Here is a 20,506-nt window from a genome sequence, read left to right as displayed (position 1 = left end):
TCAAAAGAAATATTTCAACTAGTAACAATTAAAAGAAGAACACACAAAACCACTAAACCTAAATCAATATATACTGCCTTTTTATCTCCTTCTTTTAAACTTATCATAAAACTAGAAATTATTTTAATTCCAAAAAAGACCATCATAAATAACCCACCGAAATGATCATTCGTATAATCGTCATCATAAAACATTTGTATTGCACCAATAATTAATAAAATAAGTATGATATTCGTTCCAATCTTTAAAGCCTTGTTTGATTTACTATCTTTTAATGTATCTCCCAAAATGTAGCACGCCCTCTCATACTCTCCTATGTTATATCTCTCTTTATATTTTAACATAAATTACCTATTTTTCCTTTCGTTCAAATAGCATATAAAAAACCTGCCAATTACTCGGCAGGTACATTACACGTTAAAACGATAACCAGCTCCCCACACTGTTTCAATATATTGCGGGTGGGCAGGATCTCTTTCAATTTTTTCACGTAGCTTTCTTATGTGAACGACAACAGTAGCTAAATCACCAGCGGAATCTAATCCCCAGATGCGTTCAAATAACTGTTCTTTATTTAATACTTGGTTTGGATGCGTTACAAAAAATGTTAATAAATCAAATTCCTTCGTTGTAAACGCAATTTCTTCATTGTTTATAAAAACTTTTCTCGCCCTTTGATCAATAGAAATTCCGTGAATATATAACGTATCGCGTTGCTTACTTACATTTCCTGATAATCTTTCATAACGAGAAATATGGGCTTTTACCCTTGCGACTAATTCACTTGGGCTAAACGGTTTCGTTATATAATCATCCGCTCCTAAACCGAGCCCGCGAATTTTATCTATATCTTCTTTTTTTGCTGAAACAAGTAAAATCGGAATATCTTTTATAGCACGTATTTGTTTACAAATTTCAAATCCATTCATCTTTGGAAGCATAATATCTAAAATAATTAAATCGTAGTCTTCTTGCAGGGCCATTTGTAAACCTATCTCTCCAGAGTGTTCTACATCAACTTGAAAATCACTAATTTCTAAATAATCTCGCTGTAATTCTGCAATGCTTACTTCGTCTTCTATTAGTAAAATTCTTTTCAAATTACTCACCACATTTCTCTACTTTTTCCAATGAGAAGAAAATACTTGTACCCTTCCCAAGCTCGCTTTCCGCCCAAATATTCCCGCCATGTTCTTCAATAATTTGCTTCGCTATCGCTAAGCCAAGTCCACTTCCACCTGTACTAGAATTTCGCGATTGCTCTGCACGATAAAACCGTTCAAAAATATAAGGAAGTGTATCAGATTCGATACCTGATCCATTGTCCATTACTTTCACAATAACTTTATTGTTATCACTCGATACTGTTACAGTAATTTTCTTTTCTTCTTTATCCATGTATTTCACACTATTATGAATTAAATTTGATATCACTCTATTTATCTTTTCACAATCAGCCGTTACATATAGTGGTGATGCATGTAATTGTAAGTTAACTTCTATACCTTCTTTACTTAAATCCATCTGCATCTCTTCTATTAATTCTTGCATAAACATATTTAATTCAACCGTTTCAAACTGAAATGGAACTCGATTCAAATCGAGCTTTGAAAATAAAAATAATTCATCAATGAGTGTATCCATATGTCTTGCTTTCGTATGGATAGTCGTTAAGTACTTATCCATTTTTTCTGGTGTATTTGCTACCCCGTCTTTTATTCCTTCTACATATCCGATAATCGATGTAATCGGTGTTTTTAAATCGTGAGAGATGTTTGAAATGAGCTCTTTTCGATTTTCTTCATATTGCGTTTGCATCTCTATCGACTCTTTTAATTTCTTTCTCATTTCTTCAAATCCTTGATTCAATTGCCCTATCTCATCGTGCGATGTAACTGGTATTTGAAAATCTAAATTTCCTTCTTTAATTTTCTCAGTCGCATCTTTCAATACAAAAATTGGTTTTATCACACTTCTTGAGACGAGATAACTTAATAATCCAATAAGCAACACGGCTAACAGTAACAGTGATACAAACAAAATCGGAAATAATTTTTGTGTAAGATCTACAAATGAACTTTGCTTCTTTAATACAAATATACTCCCCTCTTCTTCCTGAGGAAAATAAAAATCAAACTTTACATATCGATAAAATGTATCGCCTAGTTCCGTTGTACCACGACTATTAATATTTGCTGATTCAAATTTTGGAAGAGCTTCTTTTAAAGATACACTTTCAAATACTTTTGTAGCATAAGAAATGGTTTCTCCCTTTCTTACAACTATTTTCACCCCTTCTTTTTCAAGTGATGAAACGAACGATTCATCTAATAGTTGAGATTGATGTTTCTTTGCTGCCGACTTCAACTCAATATACGCATTCTCTTCTTCTGGTGTAAGCGGCTTTTGAATGTAAGAACTTTTATAGAAATTTTTCACTGCTTCCAAGTCACCTGTTATCGAAAAAACGATTAAAAATCCCGCGACTAATATAAGCGTAATAGAAACGAGAATGACAGCGATATAAGAAAATAAAAACCTTGTTTTAATAGACATATATTAAATCCTCACTTTACCCCGCTATTTGCTGGGCAGTAAGATCCCCACCTCAAAATTCAGAGAAAGCAAAGAAGTGAAGTAGGAGATCAACTGCCCATAAAAGCCCGATTGGTTCAACTAATAATCAGTGGGGGATGAACAAAACCCCCACTGATTAAAGTTTCACTTTATCAAACCTTATTATTTATAAGCATAAAAATATATGTTCAAATACTCAAGCGATTTTATAGTAATTTTATTGTCAGTTTATAAAAATTTAATGTTCTTATTTTACAGTTGAAATGAGGAGGTTGAGATTCCATGTTCAAAAAAACATTAAGCATGATATGTTGCGTAATTTTTTTACAAGGGTGCTCGCAAGAACAAGAAGTTAAAAAGGAGATGACAAACATGGAGACAGCGCTACTAGCAGCTACTGAGAAACAAGAAACAAATACTGTTATATCGTTACTCAAAAAAGGGGCCGACATAAATATAACTGACAGTAAAGGACGTACCCCTCTTATGATTGCTACATACAAAAATGATGTAAAAACCGCAAAGGCACTTATCGAAGCTGGTGCTAACGTAAATATCCAAGATGATATAAAAAACAATCCTTTTCTGTACGCCGGTGCTGAAGGTTACTTAGACATTTTAAAACTAACGATTGATGCTGGCGCAGATCCAACGCTTACGAATCGATACGGCGGTACAGCTCTTATTCCAGCCTCAGAACATGGCTATATTGATGTTATAAAAGAACTCCTCACGCGAACAAATATCGATGTAAACCATGTAAATAACCTCGGATGGACAGCTTTAATGGAAGCCATCGTACTAAGTAACGGAAATGAAACACAACAACAAGTCATTCGCCTTCTTATTGAACACGGTGCAGATGTAAATATTCCAGACAACGATGGGGTTACCCCGCTAGAGCATGCTCGCGCTCATAACTTTAAAGAGATAGAGAAGATTTTGTTAGAAGGACATAAGTAACAAGCTAATTTTTGCCTTCCTCCCCCGCCCTATGCTACATTTAAGCCGTTATATCAATATGAATAGGGTGGGAATACACATGAACAAACCTAAAATTGGGATGATTGGACTTGGAAGTATTGCACAAAAAGCCTATCTTCCAACACTTACAAAAGAAACCGATTGGAATTTTGTAGGGGCGTTTACACCTAACGCGGAGAAAAGGAAACAAGTTTGCCAGCAGTACCGGATTCAAGACTTTCATTCTATTGAAACGTTAGCTTCGGAATGTGATGCAATCTTCGTTCATAGTTCAACTGCATCGCATTATGAAATCGTTTCTGAACTTCTGAAAAAAGGAATCGAAGTTTATGTTGATAAGCCGCTAGCTGCTACAGTGGAACAAGCTGAGAAGCTAGTCGAGTTGAGCGAAAAGTATAACCGAAAGTTAATGGTCGGATTTAATCGCCGCTTCGTTCCTATGTATGTTGCGGCAAAAGAGCAAGCTCATAATATTTCATGGATTCGAATTGAAAAACACCGTTCCAATAAAGTCGGGCCATATACGTACGACTTTACGATGTTAGATGATTACTTACATATTGTAGATACTGCTCGCTGGTTAGCTAATGATGAGCTTAACGTCGTTCACAATATGATGCAAATCAATGAAAAGAATGAACTTCTTTACGGACATCATACATATACAACTCCAAGTGGACTGTTACTTTCTACAGCGATGCACCGCCATGCCGGTACAAATTTAGAACAAATTGAACTTGTAACGACAGGGAAAATCATTCGTGTAAAAAATATGAATACATTTGAAGCTGAAGAGGAAAACTCTGTTTCACAAAGCGGTTCACCATCATGGGATACGACGTTAAAACAGCGCGGTTTTGAAGATGCTGTTCATCATTTTATTGACTGTGTACACGGAGATACAAAGCCTGTTGTAGATGGATTAGAAGGATTAAAAACGCAGCAATTGCTCCAATCTCTATTACAATCTGTAAACAAAAAGTAAAACGGATACATTTTTCAGAATTTACTTTCATTCCCATTTCCCCTTTATTTCTCTCGCAAATTTCTATAGAATATGTTGATAGGAATTATAAATTTCATAATGAATCGTGGAAAGGGTGGGATTAACACATGTGGAACGAGTTTAAAAAATTCGCATTCAAGGGGAATGTAATCGATTTAGCTGTCGGGGTTGTAATCGGTGCTGCATTCGGTAAAATCGTTAGTTCTTTAGTAAAAGATATCATCACACCATTACTTGGTATGGTATTAGGTGGCGTTGACTTTACAGATTTAAAAATTACATTCGGTAAATCATCTATTATGTATGGTAACTTTATCCAAACTATTTTTGATTTCTTAATTATTGCAGCGGCTATCTTTATGTTTGTTAAAGTATTCAACAAACTAACATCTAAAAGAGAAGAAGAAAAAGAAGAAGAACTTCCAGAACCAACAAAAGAAGAAGAACTTCTTGGCGAAATTCGCGACTTATTAAAACAACAAAACTCTTCTAAAGATAGAGCATAATTGAACGGATAAAAAGGCATGTCCCGAGGGGGCATGCCTTTTCTATATGCTATAACGTTTCCGAATTCATATGAATAAATAAAATAATACCTGCAACCATAAGTACCATAATACTACCTGCAAATAGTGTAATACCCATAAACATTAAACTTGTGCTCATGTCCACTGATACACTTTCAATAAAAATAGAAATTACATACGTGATAAGGGCAATTCCTGCAAGAATACTTCCTGGAACAAATCGCTTTAAGCCATTTTGTTTTAACGTCATATATGCAAAAATAGCAGTCATACAAAGCGTAATTATCCAAAGAACGATCATCTTTTCTCCCCCCTCACAAACCTTTTCTTTCTATTATACATGACATTGCCCTATAATAGTTGAATTTGCACTTATGTGACATATAACAAGGAATCATACAATCTATAGAGAAATCTTCCAGATAAGCTATATACTAGGGAGGATTTCAATTGGAAGATGATATTGTAGGATATTTCAAACAAGTTGAGCGATTCGATTATATGACAATCGACTTAGATAAAAAGTTTTTTTATATAGAAGTTGTACAAATAGAAACAAATATAACTTTGCTAAAAATATCACTTAACTTAGAAAAAGATGAAACGATTGTAGATAGAAAAGCAAAGCACTATGATTCTTCTAGGTTAGAGCATTTCATACAAAGTTTTAAACACACTGCACAAACATGCCTTGAACATAATTTACGAAGTCCTGAAGAACTTTTTGCATTTTGGAAAGAGAATTAACCCCCTTGGAAAATGGTTATTTTTTTCTATTAGTTGATATAATTATCATATAAAAATATTCTTTATAAGGGAGTGTTCATAATGATTTGGATTTCACTAATCGTATTAGCCTATTTCATCATTCTCGTCCCAATACAGTATAACTATATGAAGATGCTCAAAGAAAAACAGAAGAAAATGAATGTCTCACAAAACGAACTATATGACAACATGTCTTATGAAGAATCCCAAATACACTATCATTATCAAAGTAACATATTCACAATACCTGCTTCGCTTGTCGCAAGTATTATTTATAGAGTGAAACATGCAGCATACTATGTACGCTGTAAAATTATTGTTTGAATCTGTTCATTCTGGTGAGCCTGATCTTACGAAAATTGATGAGCATTATGATGAGAGTCACGATACACTTTTTGAAGAAAGTATTATTCTTGTTAAGGCAAACAGTATAGAGGAAGCTCACGAATTAGGTGAAAAGATAGCTATACACTCTGAAGAATCGTACGATAATATGTACGGTGAACAAGTAACGTGGACGTTTCGAAAAGTATTGCATGTGTTTGAATTAGACGATACACCATTTGAAACGGGAAAAGAATTGTACGCAAGATTTTTACACGTTAAGAAAAATGAAACGGTAGATACCGTAGTAAAAGCATACTACCCTGAATATGAATAAAAGCTCACAGCAAATGCTGTGAGCTTTTTTATACTTACTTCGTTGAATCTCTAAATTGGATACGGTGAGGTAAGATAACAGTGTGATCTTCCACTTTTTCTTTGTTCATATACTTTGTTAATAGACGCATTGCTACTGCACCAATATCATACATTGGTTGTACAACTGTTGAAAGCTGTGGACGTACCATTAATGCAAGGCGTGTATTATCGAAACCAAGTACTTCTACATCAGTTGGTACATTTAATCCAGCGTCTTGTGCTGCATGGATTACACCTAGTGCCATTTCGTCAGAAGATACGAAAATCGCTGTTGGCTTTCCATCAAGGCTCCAAAGCTTTTCGAATGCTTCAATACCTGAATCATATGTGTAATCTCCATCGATTACAAGATTTTCATCATATGAAATACCTGCTTCTTCTAAAGCTTTTTTATAACCTTGTAATTTCTTCGCGCTTCCCGCTTTATCAATGAAAGGACCAGAGACGAAACCAATACGCTTATGTCCTTGCTCAATAAAGTGCTTCATTGCGTCGTAAGCTGCTTGTGTATAATCGATATTTACTGATGGCGTTTCATTTTGCTCATCAAATGACGCTGCTAATACGATTGGTACTGGAGACTTTTTGAATTCTTCAATGTGAATGTCTGTAATATCTTCACCCATGAAAACAATTCCGTCTACTTGTTTTCCAAGCATCGTATTTAATAAATGGAACTCTTTCTCTTTGTTTTGGTCAGAGTTACTTAAAATGATGTTATATTTGTACATCGTTGCGATATCTTCAATTCCACGAGCAAGTTCTGCATAAAACGTATTTGAGATATCAGGAATAATAACACCTACTGTAGTTGTTTTTTTACTTGCTAGTCCACGTGCTACCGCATTTGGGCGGTATCCTAAACGATCAATTGCTTCTAATACTTTCTTTCTTGTTGTAGGCTTTACATTTGGGTTACCGTTCACAACGCGTGATACGGTAGCCATTGAAACGTTCGCTTCACGCGCTACATCATATATTGTTACGTTCATCTCATCGCACACTCCTTCTATTTTTGTTATCTATTTTTATGTATCGGTTACTTGAATGAAAAAAAGACATCAACTCTATTTGCAGATGCCACCAATCGTCCCGAGTTCTTCCTTTTACTAATGATACGATAAAAACGCAGGCTCATACAATATTTTCCCGCAAAAGTTTCGAAAAAATTCGCTTCTTTTCTCGTATTTTCGTATTTTTTATGAAAAAAAAGGGCATTTTTTGTAAAAATATAGATATCTCCTACTTAGAAACCTTATTTTAAACGGTACGATAGTAAATGAATTTTATATCGGCGATTTTTTAAATATATCGACTTACCAATAAAAATCGACAATGTCAGTCATTTGATACGCTGGATCTGGAATCACTTCATAACTGACAATAGAAGATCACGGCGTCCTGTAGAATGCTTTACATCGACAACACCAGGGGTAAATAGGTTTCTTTCTTTAAAATCGGCACAGCGGAAATATGAAGCGTATAAGGCATCGCTCTTTCAAATTCTTATATGTTACTTTATAGCTGATATATATACGATCTTCAAATCCACTCCCAACAAACAACGTACACTTTCATTTAAAATAAAAAAAGACAGTTTAAACACTGTCTTTTTATAAGAAGGAAACAAACGGTTTATCGTTGTTTTTCTCTTTTATAACAATTGCCTCGATTTTATTCTCGGACTTTATCTGTAATTGGACTTTTGCATCTTTCGGTAATTGTTCTAACATACTTTGAGCAGCGAGTTGAGTAAGAGCCATTAATTCTGTTTTACCATTATATTTAATAACAATATCCATATTTAATGTATCCATTTGATCTTTCTTATAAGAAACTTTAGCATTTACTGGGATAAAATCTCCAGGAGAGAAATCTTTCATTGCCTTAGCAAAGTCATCTATTTTTTTATTATCTTCTCCATGTGCTTGTGTAAATTCATCAGAAGGATATGAATACGCTCTTTCTTCAATCGTATTCCAATTTCCAAGATTCGTATCATTCTTTTGAACGGTAGCACTAGCAATATACGTACCATTTTTTAAAGAACTTGTACTTTCTTGCTTAAAGATAGCAAACGTAATTGGGGATTTATTATACTTGTCATTTTTATGAATAGCTTCAATAAGTTGCTTGGCAACTTCAGTCCCCTTAGACATTGCTTCTTCATTGGATACACTTGAAGACATAGCTAACCCAATCACAACACCAGATAAACTTAATTCATTTGAATTCTGCTTCCCGAAATAGTCTTGTTCTATAATATTTGTCAAAACTGGCGCTTTTACTTTCGCGACTAGTTCATCAACTAACTTCTCAGGAATATACTGATTTAATTGAAGCACATGATTTTCTGTATCAAATTGCTCTTTTGCAATATTCATTAAACCATTTTCATACTCTGCTAAATCTAATTTAGAATTTGTTGTTACATTAGCTGTATTTATAACCTTTTGTTCTTTTAAAGGAATTACAGTTCTATAATAATCTTTAGAAACAGCCGTTCTTGGAATCATGCTTTTTTCTTTCGTATCTTTCTGTATAACTTCATCCTTCTTACTAATCGTATTATTACTACTACAAGCTCCCAGTAATAAACTTACGACCGCGAAGGATAATGCCATTTTCTTCATTACTTAAAACCTACTTTCAACAATCTAGTTATTTAGTTTGAACTATTAACAGTTTACCATTAAATATATTTCAACAAAAACAAAAAAAAGAAGCAAGCACCTTTCGCTTGCTTCTTTTTACTTAATATTCTCTTCTAAAGCATCTTTTTTAATGTTCCAATGAGACGTATTCCATACTACCATCCCATCTTTTATGTATAACACTTGCGGAGATTCATGTTTAATGCTGTACTGTTCTGCAACACGATTCGAAACATCTCTCGCATCTTGTACGTATAAGTAATACGCTGGTACCGCTCTTTCTTCACTACAATACGCTTGAAATTCTGTATAGGCACCATGACTAATCGGGCATGTCGTACTATGTTTAAAAAGAACATAAGGCTCGTTTTTTTCTACTAATACTTCAAGCTCTTCAATTGTTTCAACTTTTGTCATATTCATCACGATTCACCTCTCATACGAAATCTAGAACGCTTCTCTTTCTTTTCAGCTTTTTTCTCAAGTCTTTCTAATTTACGCTCTTCTTTTTCAACCTTTTTCTCTTGTCTTGTCGAACGATAATGATTGTATACTTCAATTGCTGCGCTACTCCACTGTACAACTTGCGCTACTTTATCTGCATTATTTTCAATTTCGTCCGTAACAGAATCTGATACATTACGAAGTTTCGTATTTAAAGAATGGATTGTCGTTCCAATTCCATCTACACCCGATACCACTTTATTTAATGATTGTGATTTCTGTTGAATGTCGTCAGCTAACGCATTTGTTTTATGTAATAATTGCTCCGTCTCTACGCTAATCCCTTGCATTTGCTTTTCTAAACCTTCTAACGTGCTTGCAACGTTTTCTAACGTCTTCTGAACCGATAACAACGTTCTGCATACATACACTACTAATACAGCGAAAGCAACCGCGATAATAGCTGCACTTACATATAAAAGAACTTGCATTTCATCACTTCCTTTATCTTTTTCATACTTTCCCCTATTATACAATCATTTTCCGTTTCGTTCTAATCCCTATCTTTTCATTAGAATTTTCATACTTATTCGTTAACTTTAACATAAATGATTCAACAAATTCCACTAAGTAGGTTACAATAGGGGAGGATACATAATTAGTAGGGAGGCTTTACATATGAAAGATCCACGCATTGAAAAGTTAGCATACAATTTAATTAACTACTCTATCCGCTTACAAAAAGGTGAAAAAGTATTAATTGAAAACTTTGGCTTACAAAAAGAACTTGTAACTGCTCTTGTAAAAGAAGCATATGCAGCTGGTGGTTTCCCATTCGTTTCTTTAAAAGATCATCAAGTAGATCGCTCTTTATTAATGGGTGCTACTGAAGAACATTTCGAACAAATCGCTGCATATGAAGCAAGCGTAATGAAAGATATGGACGCTTATATCGGTCTTCGCTCTGGCGATAACATTAACGAACAAGCTGATGTGCCAAGTGAAAGAATGCAAATTCACGGTCAAACAGTTGGTAAGAAAGTTCATAGAGACATCCGCGTTCCAAAAACACGCTGGGTTGTTCTTCGCTACCCAAATGCTTCTATGGCACAGCTTGCTAAAATGAGCACAGAAGCTTTCGAAGACTTCTACTTCGAAGTTTGTAACTTAGATTACGGTAAAATGGATAAGGCAATGGATAGCCTTGTTACATTAATGAACAAAACAGATAAAGTTCGCTTAACTGGTCCTGGAACTGACTTAACATTCTCTATTAAAGACATTCCAGCTATTAAATGCTCAGGTCATTTAAACATTCCAGACGGTGAAGTGTACTCTGCACCAGTTCGTGATTCCGTTAACGGTACAGTGTCTTACAACACACCATCTCCTTACAACGGTTATACATTTGAAAATGTACAACTTAAGTTTGAGAACGGCCAAATTGTTGAAGCAACTGCAAACGATACAGAACGTATTAACAAAATCTTCGATACAGATGAAGGCGCTCGCTACGTTGGTGAGTTCGCAATCGGCGTAAACCCATACATCTTACATCCAATGGGAGATATCCTATTCGATGAAAAAATCGATGGCAGCTTCCACTTCACTCCTGGACAAGCTTACGACGATGCATGGAACGGCAACAACTCAAATATCCACTGGGATTTAGTATGCATCCAGCGCCCTGAATACGGCGGCGGCGAAATTTACTTCGACGACGTACTAATCCGTAAAGACGGACGCTTCGTTGTACCTGAACTAGAAGCTTTAAACCCAGAGAACTTAAAATAATAAAAAAAACGCTCGGGATATTCTCCGAGCGTTTTTTTTATTAATACTTTAATAACTCTTTCGCCACATCTTCTGGCACTTTAAAACTCATTTTCTTATTTTTCATTTCAACTTCAACATAAGGTACATCTTTATATACTGTCATCGTACCAATTTCATGTAACTCTTTTTTATCTTTACTCGAATCCAATAATTTCGGTGTATCCTCTTGATACATTGTAAATGTTTTCCCTTGCGGAGTATCTAAAGGAGCCGATTGCATTTCCCACTTATCCATTTTCATGACTTCAAACAGCTTTTCGATTTCTTTCTTATCGGTAATTACTGTTTTCTCACTGGAATCAGTAAGTGATTCAATTTCAACTTTTTGTGCCTTTTCTAAATTCATATCTGCTTTTCCCTTCTTCGTACTACATCCTATTAAAAGAACGGATGCGGTTAGCAGAAGTAAAAATAACATAAGGACTTTTTTCATTTCTAATCCTCCTAACTACATAGAGCTACTTTTCTCGCTTTTTGTTTGCTGGAAATGAAAATAATATAAGAGCGCCACTGCGATAATGCCGATTACTACCGGAACATATAAAGGCAGGTCCCATTTCATATATACTCTAGTGCAACCAACAAACACAAACAAAATTTCCAAACAAAACAAAGGTTTTACATACTTCATTTCTTCCCTACCATTTCTATTTTCACATGTGGATTTTCTTTTTCGATAAGCGCCAAAAATTCATTCATATCTTGCGGCATCGCAACCATATGTACTTTATATGCATTCGTCGTAATTTCAAGGTATTTTCCAACTTGACGAACAACTCTTATATCTTTTAATACAACATCATCATTTAAAATGCCGTACTTTAATACACCATTTTCTACTTTATGCTTTTTAATAAATACTTCCCAAACTAGCGGGACATTTACAATGAAACATAATCCCATTCCAATTAACGCTGACATCCACTGATCTTTATTTGCGACAATCATGACAAGTGGATATACAAACATAAAAACTAACGTGAGACAAACGAAAATGACTACCGATTTACTTCTTTGAATCGGAAAATTCATACACGCACCCCCTAACCTAAATTATACCACTTTTTCCATTTTAATAATAAAAAAGGCCATTTTTGAATGACCTTTACACAATGTACCTATAAAATTTCTTATCTACCTCTAACACTGGAAAGTTTTTCGGCAACTCGTCTATACTCACACTTTGAAAACCATTCTTTTCATAAAAGCGATGTGCCGCTAAAAATTTAACTGTCGTTCCTAAATAAATATCTTTCAGCTTTTTATTCTCAGCCCATGAAATTGCTGTTTGAAGCAACATATGTGATGCGCCCCATTCTTTTCCTCGAAACTCTTTTTGTACGAACATTTTTCTTAGTGCTACTTGATGATTCTTAATATCTAATAACGCTACTGTTCCAACTACTTTCCCATCATAAGTTGCTACCCAAAAGTTACCGTAATTACTTTGATAGAACGTTTCTATTTCAAGTAAGTCAGGCTGCTCTTCTTTCGTAATGGGGACATTGTACTCTTTTTGCTGAATATGAACGATAAGATTTACTACTTCCTCTTGAAATGTACTTTCATACGGAACAATATGAATCTTCTCGTTCATCGAATTTCCTTCCACTCTGAAGCTAGTAAACTATATACAGCAACATCATGAAAATGATCGTATAGCCATTCTTCATCTCTTAAAACACCGTCTAACTTAAATCCTAAACGTTCTGGGATAGCGCGGCTTTTCACATTTTCAACACCGCATCTAATTTCCATTTTATTTAATTTTAAATTCTCAAATGCATAGTGAAGTACAGCCTTCACGCTACGCGTCATAATACCTTTCCCGCCAGCATCTTCTGCAAGATAATATCCGAGACTTGCCGCTTTCTTCCCCCAGCTCACTGGATGAATGCCTACCATCCCAACGAGCTTTCCTTTGTAACGTATACCACTTTCAAAACCGTCTCCCTCTGCAAACTTCTTTAACCACATCGGACAAATCTCATCATAAGCATCAGCAGATTTCGTCCCATCTACCCAAGGAAGCCATCTTCTTAAATGGTTACGGTTTTGATTTATTAATTGATATAGTTCCTCTTTATGATGTTTTTCTAATAGTTGTAGTTCGATTTCTTCGTCTACTCGGAGTGTGAACATTTTTTTAGCCCCCTTTTTTCTTATTATTCTAACATTTTCGGATGGAAAATGTTAAATATTCACACTTTCCTTTGTTTTTATTTGTATAAAACCCGACGAACACAATACTCCCGTAATAACTAATATCATCCCTATACATTGTGCGGGCGCTATATTTACTCCTTCTGTAAAAGAAATAATCATTGTAACAACAGGCACTAGATTAAAAAATAAAGATGTTCTCGCTGCACCAATTTGAGCAATCCCATTATTCCACCATAAGTAACCGAGCACACTCATTCCGATTGCCATAAAGAGAATCGCTCCCCAAGCTAATAGGGGAATTTCAAAAACTGGTACCATACTTTTTTGCGTAGAAGATATGATAATAAAGGTAAGGGCACCAATAGTCATGGTATATGTTGTAGTTTGTATTGGGCTACCGGTTTTAATAAACCTTCTGCCTAGTACACCGTATAACGCCCAGCAAATATTTCCTAATAAAATATAAAAATCCCCTTTTGAAAATGATAAATTTTGTAGTGCGGTAAACGAGCCTTGTGTAAGCACAAAAACAACACCAAGTAGTGCAAGTAACATTCCAACACCTTGGCGCTTCACTATTTTCTCTCGTAAAATGACACTTGCTAATAACGTCGTAACAAGTGGATTTGTCGCCATAATAAGTGCACCATTCATAGCTTCTGTATGTTTCATTCCTAAAAAGAAAAAGAAGTTAAAGCCGAATACACCAACAATACCTAACAAAAGGTAATAGACCCTATTCTGCCTCCATACCTCCACCTCAAAATCTTTTCGTATTTTTAACAGACATAACATCACAAATGCAGCAATCCCAAAACGCCATGCCGCTATATGAAGCGCTTCGAAATACTGCACCGCATATTTCGAAGCATTAAATGTCCCACCAGTAAATATTGCAAACCCTAATAACTGCGCATATACTTTATTTTTCATTACCGGCCTCCGAGTCTTTTCCTTCTAGAAAATCGTAATAAATTTCTAACTTCTCTTCTGTTAGCTGGACAACTTTTTGCAATTGTTCTTGCTGTTCTTTTAACCTTTCTAAGTGATTTGTTAAAATTGAAATTCTCTTTTTTACTTTCGCTGGTACTTCCTCTTTCCTCTGCCTAATTTCCTCTATAATGCATCCATCACTTGCAAACTCAGCCATCTCTTCTAATGACATTCCAGTTTGTTTTAACGAATATAAAAATTTTAATAAGCGCACATCACCTTCTGTATATTGACGAATCCCGCTATTTCGCGTTGGTGGTGGTAATAATCCTAATTTCTCATAGTAACGCAAAGTATGAATACCCATCCCTGTTAATTCTGCCACTTCACCGATTTTATACATGTTTTCTCCCCCTTGTTTTTACATATTCATCTTACAACCTAGAGTTAGCTCTAGGTCAATACGGAAATAAAAATCCACTATATATGATTGATATCTAGATATGAATCATATATAGTTAAAGTATGGAAAAAAATGATAATTTTATAATTCAATTACGTAAAGGTGTTTTTGATCTCGCTATTTTGTCTTTAATAAGTAAACAACCTATGTACGGATACGAAATCACAAGTGCATTACAAGCTATCCCTGTGTTTCATATCCCAAACGGTTCGATTTACCCTATATTAAATCGAATCACGAAAAACAATTGGGCTGTTTCCTATTGGGAAGAGTCCGGTGATGGCCCAAAAAGAAAATACTATCGCATTACAGACGAAGGGAGAGAAATTTTAAATAGTCGCTTACATGATTATGATGCAGTGTATCAAGCTTTAATGTTACTAGCTAAAGGAGAGGATAAAAGATGAACGAAGAACAATTCTTTTCAAATGAACTCATTATTTCTTTCTTACACGATCTTCAGAAAGGTTTAATAAACTTACCTACATCAGAACGAGAACAACATATGCTAGAAATTAAATCCGATTTATACGAAAATGCATTAAGTAAAGAGAGTGAAGGGATACCATTAGGAAGCATCCCTTCACAAGTGATTGAAGAATTTCTTACTCCAAAAGAATTAGCAAAGGAAATTGCAGTAGAATATACAGATGTTATTCAAGATGTACAGCAATCTACAAATACATTTATTAAATATTATTCTGGCCTATCTATCGGTCCACTTGGTGCTCTATCAGTACCTATTGTACTAGGCTTCATCAATATTTCAGCTAATTTGCCATTTGTACTAGCTTTTATAGCAAGTAACATTTGGTTTATCTGTAGAGAAAACCATTGGAATACAGACTTATTAAAATACTTTAACACAATAATTTCCATTAGCTCCAGGCTTTTAATCGCTCTTCCGTTTACTTTTTTCGCAATTCGCATCATCATAACAAAACAATTCGATACGTTTTCATTCTATTATTTAATTGGATATGTACTTTTTAGTTCAATTTATATCTTTTTGTTAAAACAACTCTACAAAAAGAATAAACAATACCAACATATCAACGCTTTTTAAATGTATCGAACACAACAAAAAAGACGCACAGCCACAGCTATGCGTCTTTTCTATTACTTCTCTGCAACTTGAACTTCTTTTACATAAGCTGCTTCGAATTTTTGGATGTCACCTGCGCCCATGAAAATTAGAACGCCGTTTTTATGTTTCTTTAATACATCCGTTGTTGTATCTGTAATTAGTTCTGCACCGTCAATACGCTTCTGCAGATCTTCGATTGTTAATTCACCTTTGTTTTCGCGCGCTGATCCGAAAATATCACATAAGTATACTTGGTCAGCTTTGCTTAAGCTTTCAGCGAACTCATCTAAGAACTTTTCTGTACGTGAGAATGTGTGCGGCTGGAATACAGCGACAACTTCACGCTCTGGATGTTTTTGACGAGCTGCTTCAATTGTTGCATTAATTTCTGTCGGATGGTGTGCGTAGTCATCGATAATAACTTGCTCTCCCATCGGCTTTTCATTAAAGCGACGTTTTACGCCTTCAAAAGTTGTTAGCTGATGCTTAACTGCTTCTACATCAACATTTTCATAATGGCAAAGCGCGATTACTGCTAATGCATTTAATACGCTGTGGTTGCCGTATCCTGTAATTTTGAACGTGTCATAGTACGTATTACGAACGAATACATCGAAAATAGTACCATCTGTTCTCTTTTGAATGTTACGTGCTTGGAAATCATTATCTTCTCCAAATCCATAGAAAATAACAGGTACTTTCGCTTGAATTTTTTGAAGTTCTTCATCATCTCCACATGCAATAATGCCTTTTTTCACTTGCAATGCCATCTCTTGGAATGCACTGAATACATCATTGATATCTGTAAAGTAATCCGGATGATCAAAATCAATGTTTGTCATAATTGCATAGTCTGGATTGTAAGACAAGAAATGACGACGATACTCACAAGCTTCAAATACAAAATACTTACTATTTTCTACCCCATGCCCTGTTCCATCTCCAATAAGGTAAGATGTAGGGTGTGCACCTTGCATTACATGGGCTAACAAACCAGTTGTTGATGTTTTTCCATGTGCACCAGTTACAGCAACACTTGTGTATTGGTTCATAAGATCACCTAAGAAGTGATGGTAACGATGTACTGGGATGTTTAATTCTTTTGCTGCTACGATTTCTTCATGCGTATCAGGAAATGCATTTCCTGCAATAATCACTTGTCCTTCTTTTACATTACTTTTATCAAAAGGAAGGATCGAGATACTACGCTTTTCCAACGCTGTTTGTGTAAAGAAACGCTTTTCATAATCAGACCCTTGAACAGTATGCTTCATGTCATGAAGAATTTGCGCTAATGAACTCATTCCTGTTCCTTTAATTCCTACAAAATGGTAAACTGTCATCTTAAAGAACCTCCAACATTTCGAACTAATACAACGGCCTATCTATAAGACAGTATATGAATCTTTTCTTATTTTGGTAATCATCATACATTTTTGATGTAGTGAAGTTATTCTTCCCTTCACTTATCAGGATAAACTCGTACGTACTTCTTTTTTATGTCCATAACAAATCCATTATAGCAAAAAAGAAGCCGCTATACTATGATAACAGAAAAACTGATAGGGTCAATCACCTATCAGTTTTTCTCTCTTTTACATATCTTCTCTTTTTTCTAATTGAACACGCTCTAGACGTGGGTTCGGACGATATTTACGGCCAGCTTTCGCTTCTGGTTTTCCATTTAATTCTACGTTATCACCAGTAAAGCCAATATTCATTTTTAATAAGCTACTTCCTACTCCGTATATATCAACCGGCACGTTTTGAGCTTCAAATTCACGAATACGCTTCTCATCAAATCCACCAGTTACAACGATGTCTACATGCTGGAATCCTTCATCATCAAGTGCTTTACGAAGTGCAAATACAAGCGATGGGTTTACACCACGTGGATCGAATGTTCCAAGTACTTCTGGGTGGCGAATGAAGTATTGATCTATCATTGTACGAGATGTATCTACACGTACACCTTTTAATGTTGATCCAAATTCACGCGCTACGCGAAGTGCATCTGTAATGACATCATTATTGTAATCAATTAATACAACTAATTCATCTTCTGGGAATTTCTTATGATATGCTTTTGCTGCTTCAACAACATCACCATTAAACATTTGAATTAATGCGTGTGGCATTGTCCCCATACCACTTCTGCCCCACCATTCATTCATCGCATGCGTCGCTTGTGCGCTCATACCTCCGATGTATGCTGCATAACCGTCACCAGCCTGTTGTGTATAATGATCGTCACGATCTCCCATGAAAATAACTGGTTTTTCTTTATCTACACTACGTGCAGCTTGGACAACGTTATATACGTTTGTCGCAACCGATGTACGACGAGCTAAAATCCCGTCAATAACACCTTCTAAAAATCCGAAATTTTCATAAGGACCATGAATTGTTAACACTGTTTCAAATGGACTAATTTTATCGCCATCTTTTAAAGAGTTAATCTCAAGTTCCTCAGGATTTTTAGCGAATGTTTGTAGCAATGCAATTACTTCATCTGTTCCGCAAAGAACTGCATTTTCCTTTTGGAAAAATTGCATCGTTACAACACTTTTCGGGCGAAATTCTTCAATGATTTCTCTAGTCTTTAAAAAGTAAACGGCAGAGAACCAACCTTCTCCAACACGTTCGTCAAATTTAAATGTTCTATTTGTTAGTCTATTTATTTCACCTTTTAATTTTAATTCAATTTCTTTCATGTCGCTTTACTCCCTACTTTACTATCCAACATTTTCTCTTAGTATACAGCAAAACCGTTTACTATATATTTGTTTCCTGCATAGCAGCGAATTCATCCTCAGAAATAAGGACATCTCTCGGTTTCGTTCCTCTTCCTTCAGAAATAATTCCTTGCGATTCCATCTCTTCAATGAGACGTGCCGCGCGATTATAACCGATGCGGAATTTTCGCTGTACAGAAGATGTGGACGCTCCCCCTTGTTCTACAACAAATTGACATGCATCAAAGAACAATTCGTCTTCCGACTCAGCTTGTTCTGTTTTCGCTAATAAATCCTCTTGCTTAAATAAGTAATTTGGCTTCATTTGCTTTCTCACATGATCAACTGTTTTTTCAATCTCATCATCCGATACATATACACCTTGTACACGAACTGGCTTAGATGTACCATTCCCTAAGAATAACATATCACCACGGCCAAGCAATTTTTCCGCGCCCCCAATATCGATAATCGTACGCGAATCAACTTGAGATGATACTGTAAACGCAATACGCGTTGGAATATTTGATTTAATTAAACCTGTAATAACATCTACAGATGGACGCTGCGTCGCAACTAATAAATGAATACCACAAGCACGTGCTTTTTGCGCAATACGACAAATCGCTTCCTCAACATCACCAGGTGCTACCATCATTAAGTCAGCTAACTCGTCAATGACAATAACGATATAAGGTAATGTCTCTCCTGGAATTTCTCGCCCACTTACAATCGTATTGTAACGCGTTAAATCACGAGCACCAGCGTGCGCAAACAATTCATAACGGCGCTCCATTTCTTCAACTGCCCACTTTAATGCAGCTGTCGCTGCTTTTACATCCGTAATAACAGGTGCTACAAGATGTGGAACAGAATTGTATGGTGCAAGCTCCACCATTTTCGGATCGATTAACATTAACTTCACTTCATGCGGTTTCGCTTTATATAAAATGCTCGTTAAAATTGCATTAATGCACACACTTTTACCAGAACCCGTTGCACCCGCAATAAGTCCGTGTGGCATTTTTCGAATATCCGTTACAATCGGATCGCCTGAAATATCAAGTCCAAGCGCAACTGTAAGCGGTGATTCACTCTTTGTAAATACAGGACTTCTTAAAATTTCACGAAGAAATACTGGCTTACTTTCTTTATTTGGAACTTCAATTCCAATCGCACTCTTCCCTGGAATCGGTGCTTCAATACGAATATCTTTCGCAGCTAAACTTAACTTAATATCATCACTTAAGTTTGTAATTTTATTTACTTTCACACCCGGATCTGGCTGTACTTCAAAACGAGTTACTGCCGGACCTTGTGATACATTAATAACATGTGCGCCAACATGGAAATTATTAAACGTCGTATCTAATAAATCTTTCTGTTCATCCAACCATTCCGTATTATCTAACGCTGCTTGCTGCGGAATCGATAGTAATGTTAATGGCGGAATTGTATACGTCGGTGGTGTTTGCAAGACATTTCGCATATCGTTTTCTCTTTGATTTACGACATATGCTTTCTCTTGTACTTCCGTACTTGAAATTGGCTTTTGTACTTGCTCTGCCACTACTTGTTGCATTGGTCTCTCTTCCACTTGTGGTTCCACCACTACTTGTTGCAT

27 protein-coding genes and 1 pseudogene are annotated in these 20,506 nt (G+C 35.5%); 9 read left to right on the top strand and 19 right to left on the bottom strand.

Annotated features, from left to right (window positions below):
* Positions 1-14 precede the first annotated feature (14 nt).
* The 3 genes from DN390_RS03375 to DN390_RS03365 form a co-directional block, all read right to left on the bottom strand.
* A complete protein-coding gene (locus tag DN390_RS03375) occupies positions 15-287 on the bottom strand; it encodes a hypothetical protein (RefSeq protein WP_147806601.1) in 273 nt (90 codons plus the stop codon).
* Positions 288-410: 123 nt separating this feature from the next.
* Complete coding sequence (locus DN390_RS03370; RefSeq protein WP_002039721.1) at positions 411-1,100, bottom strand: response regulator transcription factor; 690 nt, start codon at positions 1,098-1,100, stop codon at positions 411-413.
* A 1-nt stretch (position 1,101) separates the two neighbouring features.
* Positions 1,102-2,556: a sensor histidine kinase gene (locus DN390_RS03365; RefSeq protein WP_147806600.1), complete on the bottom strand. Its 1,455-nt coding sequence runs from the start codon at positions 2,554-2,556 to the stop codon at positions 1,102-1,104.
* 303 nt (positions 2,557-2,859) lie between these two features.
* On the opposite strand from DN390_RS03365, the gene DN390_RS03360 reads away from it, so the two are divergent.
* The 3 genes from DN390_RS03360 (at position 2,860) to mscL (ending at position 5,073) form a co-directional block, all read left to right on the top strand.
* The gene (locus tag DN390_RS03360) at positions 2,860-3,540 is read left to right on the top strand and encodes an ankyrin repeat domain-containing protein (protein WP_147806599.1); all 681 of its coding nucleotides are present in this window, start codon (positions 2,860-2,862) and stop codon (positions 3,538-3,540) included.
* A 79-nt stretch (positions 3,541-3,619) separates the two neighbouring features.
* Positions 3,620-4,546 (top strand): Gfo/Idh/MocA family protein, encoded by a 927-nt coding sequence (locus tag DN390_RS03355; RefSeq protein ID WP_147806598.1) that lies wholly within the window; start codon positions 3,620-3,622, stop codon positions 4,544-4,546.
* Positions 4,547-4,674: 128 nt separating this feature from the next.
* The gene (gene mscL / locus DN390_RS03350; protein ID WP_000267003.1) at positions 4,675-5,073 is read left to right on the top strand and encodes a large-conductance mechanosensitive channel protein MscL; all 399 of its coding nucleotides are present in this window, start codon (positions 4,675-4,677) and stop codon (positions 5,071-5,073) included.
* Between the two features lie 49 nt (positions 5,074-5,122).
* Here mscL and DN390_RS03345 read toward each other — a convergent pair whose 3' ends face one another.
* Positions 5,123-5,395: a DUF3917 domain-containing protein gene (locus DN390_RS03345; RefSeq protein WP_000636592.1), complete on the bottom strand. Its 273-nt coding sequence runs from the start codon at positions 5,393-5,395 to the stop codon at positions 5,123-5,125.
* Positions 5,396-5,544: 149 nt separating this feature from the next.
* On the opposite strand from DN390_RS03345, the gene dhp61 reads away from it, so the two are divergent.
* From dhp61 to DN390_RS03330, 3 genes are all read left to right on the top strand, one after another.
* Positions 5,545-5,841, top strand: coding sequence for a protein Dhp61 (gene dhp61 / locus DN390_RS03340; protein ID WP_147806597.1), 297 nt, complete (start codon positions 5,545-5,547; stop codon positions 5,839-5,841).
* A gap of 81 nt (positions 5,842-5,922) precedes the next feature.
* Complete coding sequence (locus tag DN390_RS03335; RefSeq protein WP_147806596.1) at positions 5,923-6,186, top strand: DUF3949 domain-containing protein; 264 nt, start codon at positions 5,923-5,925, stop codon at positions 6,184-6,186.
* Positions 6,161-6,523 (top strand): DUF4288 domain-containing protein, encoded by a 363-nt coding sequence (locus DN390_RS03330; RefSeq protein WP_147806766.1) that lies wholly within the window; start codon positions 6,161-6,163, stop codon positions 6,521-6,523. Before DN390_RS03335 ends, DN390_RS03330 begins: the two co-directional genes overlap by 26 nt.
* A 34-nt stretch (positions 6,524-6,557) precedes the next feature.
* Here DN390_RS03330 and ccpA read toward each other — a convergent pair whose 3' ends face one another.
* The 5 genes and pseudogenes from ccpA to DN390_RS03305 all read right to left on the bottom strand — a co-directional run bounded on the left by ccpA (position 6,558) and on the right by DN390_RS03305 (position 10,153).
* Positions 6,558-7,556 (bottom strand): catabolite control protein A, encoded by a 999-nt coding sequence (ccpA, locus tag DN390_RS03325; RefSeq protein ID WP_060632566.1) that lies wholly within the window; start codon positions 7,554-7,556, stop codon positions 6,558-6,560.
* Positions 7,557-7,933: 377 nt separating this feature from the next.
* Positions 7,934-8,067: pseudogene (locus DN390_RS31575) on the bottom strand (bifunctional 3-deoxy-7-phosphoheptulonate synthase/chorismate mutase); the annotation flags it as partial.
* A gap of 110 nt (positions 8,068-8,177) precedes the next feature.
* Positions 8,178-9,197, bottom strand: a complete 1,020-nt coding sequence (locus tag DN390_RS03315; RefSeq protein ID WP_147806595.1) for a CamS family sex pheromone protein — start codon at positions 9,195-9,197, stop codon at positions 8,178-8,180.
* A 117-nt stretch (positions 9,198-9,314) separates the two neighbouring features.
* Positions 9,315-9,641 (bottom strand): bacillithiol system redox-active protein YtxJ, encoded by a 327-nt coding sequence (gene ytxJ / locus DN390_RS03310; protein WP_001057490.1) that lies wholly within the window; start codon positions 9,639-9,641, stop codon positions 9,315-9,317.
* Positions 9,641-10,153 (bottom strand): DUF948 domain-containing protein, encoded by a 513-nt coding sequence (locus DN390_RS03305; protein WP_179955733.1) that lies wholly within the window; start codon positions 10,151-10,153, stop codon positions 9,641-9,643. Before DN390_RS03305 ends, ytxJ begins: the two co-directional genes overlap by 1 nt.
* A gap of 187 nt (positions 10,154-10,340) precedes the next feature.
* On the opposite strand from DN390_RS03305, the gene DN390_RS03300 reads away from it, so the two are divergent.
* Positions 10,341-11,456, top strand: a complete 1,116-nt coding sequence (locus DN390_RS03300) for an aminopeptidase (protein ID WP_000654739.1) — start codon at positions 10,341-10,343, stop codon at positions 11,454-11,456.
* Positions 11,457-11,496: 40 nt separating this feature from the next.
* On the opposite strand, the gene DN390_RS03295 is transcribed toward DN390_RS03300, so the two are convergent.
* From DN390_RS03295 to DN390_RS03265, 7 genes are all read right to left on the bottom strand, one after another.
* Complete coding sequence (locus DN390_RS03295) at positions 11,497-11,931, bottom strand: hypothetical protein (RefSeq protein ID WP_147806593.1); 435 nt, start codon at positions 11,929-11,931, stop codon at positions 11,497-11,499.
* Positions 11,932-11,946: 15 nt separating this feature from the next.
* Positions 11,947-12,129: a hypothetical protein gene (locus DN390_RS03290; RefSeq protein ID WP_060632570.1), complete on the bottom strand. Its 183-nt coding sequence runs from the start codon at positions 12,127-12,129 to the stop codon at positions 11,947-11,949.
* Entirely contained in the window at positions 12,126-12,530 is a 405-nt protein-coding gene (locus DN390_RS03285; protein ID WP_147806592.1) for a PH domain-containing protein, read from the bottom strand. The genes DN390_RS03290 and DN390_RS03285 overlap by 4 nt, the downstream gene beginning before the upstream one ends.
* A gap of 73 nt (positions 12,531-12,603) precedes the next feature.
* Entirely contained in the window at positions 12,604-13,095 is a 492-nt protein-coding gene (locus tag DN390_RS03280; protein WP_147806591.1) for a GNAT family N-acetyltransferase, read from the bottom strand.
* Positions 13,092-13,640: a GNAT family N-acetyltransferase gene (locus tag DN390_RS03275; protein ID WP_147806590.1), complete on the bottom strand. Its 549-nt coding sequence runs from the start codon at positions 13,638-13,640 to the stop codon at positions 13,092-13,094. Before DN390_RS03275 ends, DN390_RS03280 begins: the two co-directional genes overlap by 4 nt.
* Before the next feature lie 51 nt (positions 13,641-13,691).
* Positions 13,692-14,597, bottom strand: coding sequence for a DMT family transporter (locus DN390_RS03270; protein WP_147806589.1), 906 nt, complete (start codon positions 14,595-14,597; stop codon positions 13,692-13,694).
* A complete protein-coding gene (locus DN390_RS03265) occupies positions 14,587-15,000 on the bottom strand; it encodes a MerR family transcriptional regulator (RefSeq protein WP_147806588.1) in 414 nt (137 codons plus the stop codon). Before DN390_RS03265 ends, DN390_RS03270 begins: the two co-directional genes overlap by 11 nt.
* 122 nt (positions 15,001-15,122) lie before the next feature.
* Between DN390_RS03265 and DN390_RS03260 the strand changes: the two genes are divergently transcribed.
* The gene (locus DN390_RS03260) at positions 15,123-15,467 is read left to right on the top strand and encodes a PadR family transcriptional regulator (RefSeq protein ID WP_060632576.1); all 345 of its coding nucleotides are present in this window, start codon (positions 15,123-15,125) and stop codon (positions 15,465-15,467) included.
* Positions 15,464-16,126: an HAAS signaling domain-containing protein gene (locus tag DN390_RS03255; RefSeq protein WP_097950927.1), complete on the top strand. Its 663-nt coding sequence runs from the start codon at positions 15,464-15,466 to the stop codon at positions 16,124-16,126. Before DN390_RS03260 ends, DN390_RS03255 begins: the two co-directional genes overlap by 4 nt.
* A gap of 53 nt (positions 16,127-16,179) precedes the next feature.
* Here the strand turns inward: DN390_RS03255 and murC are convergent, their stop codons facing one another.
* From murC to DN390_RS03240, 3 genes are all read right to left on the bottom strand, one after another.
* Positions 16,180-17,490, bottom strand: coding sequence for a UDP-N-acetylmuramate--L-alanine ligase (murC, locus tag DN390_RS03250; protein WP_060632578.1), 1,311 nt, complete (start codon positions 17,488-17,490; stop codon positions 16,180-16,182).
* 252 nt (positions 17,491-17,742) lie between these two features.
* Positions 17,743-18,861 carry a nicotinate phosphoribosyltransferase gene (locus DN390_RS03245; protein WP_097950928.1) on the bottom strand — a complete coding sequence of 373 codons (1,119 nt, stop codon included), beginning with the start codon at positions 18,859-18,861 and terminating at the stop codon, positions 17,743-17,745.
* Positions 18,862-18,922: 61 nt separating this feature from the next.
* Positions 18,923-20,506: DNA translocase FtsK (locus DN390_RS03240; protein WP_147806587.1), on the bottom strand; the 1,584-nt coding region annotated here is incomplete at its 5' end.

The organism is Bacillus sp. SH7-1 (assembly GCF_008042405.1).
Classification (GTDB): domain Bacteria; phylum Bacillota; class Bacilli; order Bacillales; family Bacillaceae_G; genus Bacillus_A; species Bacillus_A thuringiensis_N.
This window is presented reverse-complemented; position numbering and strand designations above follow the sequence as displayed.